Source organism: Aquabacterium sp. UBA2148 (assembly GCF_002328915.1).
Classification (GTDB): domain Bacteria; phylum Pseudomonadota; class Gammaproteobacteria; order Burkholderiales; family Burkholderiaceae_C; genus Aquabacterium; species Aquabacterium parvum.
In genome coordinates this window covers 27,105-33,676 of sequence record NZ_DCXA01000270.1, presented here as the reverse complement: position 1 = coordinate 33,676, position 6,572 = coordinate 27,105, and the positions used below count along the sequence as shown (strand labels likewise).

Here is a 6,572-nt window from a genome sequence, read left to right as displayed (position 1 = left end):
CGCTTCGGTGCGCGGCACCCCCATTTTTCAGCGCGACGTGGTGGCCCCGCAGGCGCGCCTGAAGGTGCTGGTGGTGGGCGGCATCCATGGCGACGAGCCTTCGTCGAGCTCGCTGGTGCTGCACTGGATCGACCAGGCCCTGCTGACGCCGTCGAACATCCACTGGCGCTTCGTGCCGCTGATGAACCCCGACGGCATGCTCAAGGACAAGCCCACCCGCACCAACGCCCGGGGGGTGGACCTCAACCGCAACTTCCCCACGCCCCAATGGGACAAGGAGGCGCCGCACTACTGGGCCAAGCGCACGGGCTCCGACCCGCGCCTCTTTCCTGGCCCCAAGGCCTTGTCCGAGCCCGAGTCACAGTGGTTGCACGAAGAAATGGCGCGCTGGAAGCCCGACCTGATCGTGGCTGTTCACGCGCCTTATGGCGTGCTCGATTTCGACGGCCCGCACGTGCCGCCACAGCGCCTGGGGCGCCTGTACCTGGACCAGGTCGGCATCTTCCCGGGCAGCCTGGGCAATTACGGCGGGGTTCACAAGAAGCTGCCGGTGGTGACCATCGAGCTCAACAGCGCGCTGCGCACGCCGCAGGCCGCCGAGATGCGGCAGATGTGGCTGGACCTGTTGCGCTGGACGGCCGAGAAGCTGGGCGCGGACTGAGGCAGCCCCCAACCCAGGCAGCCCCGGCATCGCCTGCCTGGATGCTCGGGGCCGTGCGGGCTCAGCGCGTTGGCGGGGCCGCCTGCTGCGTCGGCAGCGTCGACAAAATGCCCAGCAAACGCGGGATCTGCAGTGGCTTGACCAGGTAGTGGTTGAAGCCGGTCTGCAGCGCGCGCGCGATGTGGTCGGGCAGGGCGTCGGCGCTCAGGGCCAGCAGCGGCAGCTTGCGGAACTCGGTTTGCGCGCGCAGCTTGCGGCACATGTCCAGGCCCGAACCATCGGGCAGGTTGATGTCGATGAGCGCGACGTCCGGGCGGTGAGACTCGATCGCGGCCATGCCTTCGGCGGCGCTTTCGGCCGAGAACAGGCGCACCTGCGGGTAAGCCGCGAACACGGCTTCGACCAGGCTGCGATTGAGCGCGTTGTCTTCCACGTGCACGATGCGCAGCGGCGGCAGCATGACGGCGGGCTCTTGTCCTCGTCCCACCGGGCGGCCCACGCCCTGCGCTTCGGCCAGCGGCAGGTGCAGCGCGAAGATGGAGCCGTGGCCCAGCGTGCTGGTCACCTCGATGCGGCCATGCATGAGCTCGGCCAGGCGTTGCGACACGGCCAGCCCCAGGCCGTTGCCGTGGTGGCGCCCGCGCGAGGAGTCCAGCCGGGTGAAGGGCTGGAAGAGGCGGGGCAGGTCGCCCTGGTCGATGCCGAAGCCCTGGTCGCGCACCTCGACGACGCCCATGCGCTCGTCGGCCGCAGGCTTGCCGGTCAGCCAGACCGTCGAGCCTTCGGAGCTGTACTGGATGGCGTTGCGCACCAGGTTGGTCAGGATGGAGCGGGTGTGCTGGCCATCGGCCCAGGCGGTCATGGGCGGGCAGTCGATCACCAGGGTGATGGACTGGGCCTTGGCCTCGTCTTCCAGCGCGGCGCGGATCTCGCGCAGCAGCACGGCCACCTCCACCCGCTGCGGGCGGATGCCCACGGCCTTGTCGTCTAGCTGGGCGAACTCCAGTGCCTGGTCCAGCAGCGAGAGCATTTGGTGGCCAGCCGTGGCGATGTGCTGCAGGTGGCGCCGCTGGCTTTCGGGCAACTGCTGCAGATCGGCCATGTCCAGCAACTGCGTGAAGCCCAGGATGGCGTTGAGCGGTGAGCGCATGCTGTGGCTCATGCGGCCCAGGAACTCGACCTTGCCAGCCAGCGCCACCTCCGCTTCCAGGCGGCGTGCGTGTTCGGCCTCGGCGCGGCGCGGCTCGGTGATGTCGGTCAGCACCTCGATGTAGCGGCTCATCTGGCCCTCGGGGCCGTGCACGGGCTGCACCGAGCGGCGCACCCAGAAGGGCTCGCCGTCCTTGCGGTGGTGGCAGACCTCCAGGCGCTCGACGCTGGCGCCCTGGGCCAGGCTCTGGTTGATCTGGGCGACGACGGCGGCGTCGGTGTGCGGGCCGCTGAGCAGCTCTTCGGGCAGCTGGCCGTGGCACTCGGTGAGGGTGAAGCCGGTCAGCCGCGTGAAGGCCGGGTTGACCCAGCTGATGCAGCGGTTGGCGTCGCAGATCAGGATGGCGTCGGTGACGCGGTCGGCCACCAGGGCCAACTCCTGGTTGGTGGCTTGGGCGCGCTGCAGGGCAACCTGCAACTGGCGCATCAATTGGGTCTGCTGGTCCAGGGCGTCCTGGCGGGTGTGCAGTTCTTCGAGGAGGCGTTGGTTGTCGTCGGACATGGACTCGGAGATCCCCATGGGCAGGGAACGACGGGGTGCGTCGGCGTGGCGGGCGGGCAGGACCTGGGGCATGGCGGGCTCCTCGTTTTCCTATGGGCCGTGAACCACCCTTTTGACGGGGTGATTTCCCGAGCAAACCATGTTAGGGAATTTCGGAGCGCTTGACCATCCATGTCAGGCCGGGCTTACCCGTGCTTTCAATTGGGGAATCTGCTTGCGATTACGATGGCTTTCAATTTTGTGCAATCAAACACCGCCATGCCATCTGCCTACGACTTCGAAGCCACCTCGATCACCGGCCAGCCCGTCAAGCTGGCTGACTTGCGCGGCAAGGTGATCCTGATCGTCAACACGGCCAGCAAGTGCGGCTTCACGCCTCAGTTCGAGGGCCTGGAAAAGCTGTGGCAGGCCCGCAAGGACCAGGGGCTGGTGATCCTGGGCTTTCCTTGCAACCAGTTTGGTTCGCAAGACCCTGGCAGCGACGGTGACATCGCCTCGTTCTGCCAGCTCAACTACGGGGTGAGCTTCCCCATGATGAGCAAGGTCGATGTCAATGGCACAGGCGCCCACCCGCTCTACCAGTGGCTGGTCAAAGAAGCCCCGGGCATCCTGGGCACCAAGGCCATCAAGTGGAACTTCACCAAGTTCCTGATCGGCCGCGACGGCCAGGTGCTGGGGCGTTATGCCCCCACGGACACCCCCAAGGCCCTGGACGCCGACATCGCCAAGGCGCTGGGCAGCTGATGCCCCAGGCCCTCTGGGGCCATGCTGCACGCACCGAGACCGATGCGCCCTTCTCGGGCAGGATCGGCGCTCCCTCCCCCCGCAATCAACACACAGAGGACCCCATGAAGCTGATGGATTACGGCGTCAAGCCGCTCGACTTCCAGAACCCCCAGGCTCACCTGAACAGCGCTGACAACGGCCTGTCGCGCCGTGGTTTCGTGGTCACCGCCCTGGCCAGTGGTTTCGCCGTGGCGGCCCAACCGGTGCTGGCCCAAGCCATCAAGACGGACGACAAGGGCCTGATCGCTGGCGAGGTGAAGATCCCCGTGGCGGGTGGCACCATCCCTGGCTACCGCGCCGTGCCCAAGAAGCCGGGCAAGTACCCGGTGGTGCTGGTGGTGCAGGAGATCTTCGGCGTGCACGAGCACATCCAGGACATGTGCCGCCGCTATGCCAAGGCTGGCTACTACGCCATCGCGCCCGAGATGTTCGCGCGTCAGGGCAACGTCTCGAAGATGACGGACATCGGCCAGATCCTCTCTGAGGTGGTCTCCAAGGTGCCGGATGCCCAGGTGTGCGCCGACCTGGATGCAGCGGTGGCCTTTGCCGGCGCCAGCAAGCAGGCCGACACGAAGCGCGTGGGCCTGGTCGGCTGGTGCTGGGGTGGTCGCACCGCGTGGATCTACGCCAAGCACAACCCCCAGCTCAAGGCCGCGGTGGCCTACTACGGCCTGCTGGCCGGCATGAAGTCGGACATCAAGCCGCACGACCCGATCGACATCGCCGAGCAGATCAAGGTGCCGGTGCTGGGCCTGTACTCGGGCAAGGACGCCTACATCCCGCAGCCCGTGGTGGACCAGATGCGCGCCGGCATCAGCAAGTCGGGCAGCGGCTCGGAGATCGTCGTCTTCCCGAACGTGGACCACGGCTTCAACGCCGACTACCGCCCGACCTACGACAAGGTGGCGGCCACGTATGCGCAGAAGCTGGCCTTTGATTGGTTGAAGGACCACGGGGTCTGAGCCCGTGCGCGGCGGCATGAGCGGCCCCTGTCGTTAGACTCGGGGCATGTCACTGCTTTTGCTCGTCCTCCTGCCTTTTGTTGGCAGCGCCGTTGCAGCGGTGTTGCCAACGAACGCCCGCAACCTGGAGTCCCTGTGGGCGGCGCTCGTCATGCTGGCCGTGGCGGTGCCGCTGGCCTTGCTCTACCCATCGGTCGAAGCCGGTCAGGTGTTGACCGAGCGCCTGTCGTGGTTGCCCACGCTCGGGGTGGATGTGGTCGTGAGGCTCGATGGCTTTGCGTGGATGTTCGCGATGCTGGTCAGCGGCATGGGCCTGCTGGTGGTCATCTATGCGCGCTACTACCTTTCGCCCGAAGACCCGGCCGCGCGGTTTTACTCGCTGCTGCTGGGTTTCATGGGCGCCATGCTGGGCGTGGTGGTCTCTGGCAACCTGGTGCAGCTGGTGGTGTTCTGGGAGCTCACCAGCATCTTCAGCTTCCTGCTGATCGGTTACTGGACGCACCGCAAGGACGCGCGCCGAGGCGCCCGCATGGCCTTCACCGTCACGGCTTCGGGCGGGCTGGCTTTGCTGGCGGGTGTGCTGCTGCTGGGCCACATCGTCGGCAGCTTCGAGCTCGAACGCGTGTTGCAGGCGGGTGACCTGGTTCGTGCGCATGCGCTGTACCCGCTCACGCTGTGCCTGATCCTGCTGGGCGCGTTGACCAAGAGCGCGCAGTTCCCCTTCCACTTCTGGCTGCCCCACGCGATGGCCGCGCCCACGCCCGTGTCGGCCTACCTGCATTCGGCCACGATGGTCAAGGCCGGTGTGTTCCTGCTGGCGCGGCTGTGGCCGACCCTCGCCGGCACCGAGATGTGGTTCTGGATCGTGGGCGGCGCGGGCCTGGTCACGCTGCTGCTGTGCGCTTTTGTGGCCATGTTCCAGAACGACCTCAAGGGCCTGCTGGCGTACTCCACGCTCAGCCACCTGGGGCTGATCACGCTGCTGCTGGGCATGAACAGCCCGCTGGCCGCCGTGGCCGCGGTGTTTCACATGCTCAACCACGCGACCTTCAAGGCTTCGCTGTTCATGTCGGTGGGCATCATCGACCACGAGACCGGCACGCGCGACATGCGGCGCCTGGACGGCCTGTTCACCAGCATGCCCATCACCGGCACGCTGGCCATCGTGGCGAGCGCGGCCATGGCCGGGGTGCCGCTGCTCAACGGCTTCCTCTCCAAAGAGATGTTCTTCGCCGAGACGGTCTACATCAACACCTACCCCTGGCTGGAGACGGCCTTGCCGGCGGTGGCCACGCTGGCCGGCGTCTTCGCGGTGGTGTACTCGCTGCGCCTGGGGCACGATGTGTTTTTTGGCCCGCCCTCGCGCAACCTGCCGCGCCAGCCACATGAGCCCGTGCACTGGATGCGCGTGCCGGTGGAGTTGCTGGTGCTGCTGTGCGTGGTGGTGGGCACGCTGCCGGCGTGGTCGGTGGGCGATGTGCTGGCGATGGCGGCCAAGCCCGTGGTGGGCGGCGTGCTGCCCGCGTACAGCCTGGCCGTCTGGCACGGTTTCAACACGCCCTTGATGATGAGCCTGGTGGCCACGGTGGGTGGACTGGTGCTCTACCTGGTGTTCGCAAGGCGATTCAAGGCCCGCCGAGGCAATGGTGTGCCGGGGTTCGGGTGGTTGCAGGGCAAGCGCGTGTTCGAGCTGCTGGTGGCCTGGTTGTCGGGCCGTGCGCGCCGCGCCGTTCGCCTGCTGGGCACCCGCCGATTGCAGCCGCAAATGCTGGCCCTGGTGACGGTGGCGCTGTTCGCGGGCGTGGGCTCGTCGCTGATCGTGCCATTGGCCTGGGGCGACCGCGAACGCGTGCCGCTGACACCCGAGTTCGTCGTGCTTTGGGCCATTGGCGCTTTCTGCGCGGTGGGCGCGGCCTGGCAGGCCAAGTTTCACCGGCTGGCGGCGCTGATCATGCTGGGCGTGGTGGGCCTGGTGCTGTGCATCACCTTCGCGTGGTTCTCGGCACCCGACCTGGCCCTGACGCAGCTCGCCGTCGAGGTGGTGACCGTGGTGCTCTTCCTGCTCGGGCTGCGCTGGATGCCGACCCGGGTGCAGACCGTGGCCCCGCACCAGGGCGTGCTCGACTGGTCGCGCCGGGTGCGCGACCTCACCCTGGCCGTGCTGGTGGGCCTGGCGCTGGCAGCCCTGTCGTATGCGCTGCTCACGCGCCATGCCCCCCTGAGCATCTCCCCCTTCTTCATTGAGAAGGCCCTGCCCGAAGGCGGCGGCACCAACATCGTCAACGTGATGCTGGTGGACTTCCGCGCCTTCGACACCCTGGGCGAGATCACGGTGCTGGGCATCGTGGGCCTGACGGTGTATGCGCTGCTGCGGCGCTTTCGGCCGGCCACCGAGTCCATCGAATTGCCGCAGCCGCAGCGCATGAACGCGCGCGATCCGGGCCTTGACCTG

Annotated in this window: 5 protein-coding genes; 4 read left to right on the top strand and 1 reads right to left on the bottom strand. The window is 67.4% G+C overall.

What is annotated here, in order from left to right; all coding sequences use genetic code 11:
- Positions 1–661: M14 family zinc carboxypeptidase (locus B2W70_RS15105; protein ID WP_286746909.1), on the top strand; the 661-nt coding region annotated here is incomplete at its 5' end.
- Between the two features lie 61 nt (positions 662–722).
- Here the strand turns inward: B2W70_RS15105 and B2W70_RS15100 are convergent.
- Entirely contained in the window at positions 723–2,444 is a 1,722-nt protein-coding gene (locus B2W70_RS15100) for a hybrid sensor histidine kinase/response regulator (RefSeq protein ID WP_286746907.1), read from the bottom strand.
- A gap of 186 nt (positions 2,445–2,630) precedes the next feature.
- On the opposite strand from B2W70_RS15100, the gene B2W70_RS15095 reads away from it, so the two are divergent.
- The 3 genes from B2W70_RS15095 to B2W70_RS15085 all read left to right on the top strand — a co-directional run.
- Positions 2,631–3,116, top strand: a complete 486-nt coding sequence (locus B2W70_RS15095; RefSeq protein ID WP_286746906.1) for a glutathione peroxidase — start codon at positions 2,631–2,633, stop codon at positions 3,114–3,116.
- A 113-nt stretch (positions 3,117–3,229) separates the two neighbouring features.
- Positions 3,230–4,120, top strand: a complete 891-nt coding sequence (locus tag B2W70_RS15090; RefSeq protein WP_414631077.1) for a dienelactone hydrolase family protein — start codon at positions 3,230–3,232, stop codon at positions 4,118–4,120.
- Between the two features lie 46 nt (positions 4,121–4,166).
- On the top strand, positions 4,167–6,572 hold a 2,406-nt coding region (locus B2W70_RS15085), incomplete at its 3' end, for a monovalent cation/H+ antiporter subunit A (protein WP_286746902.1).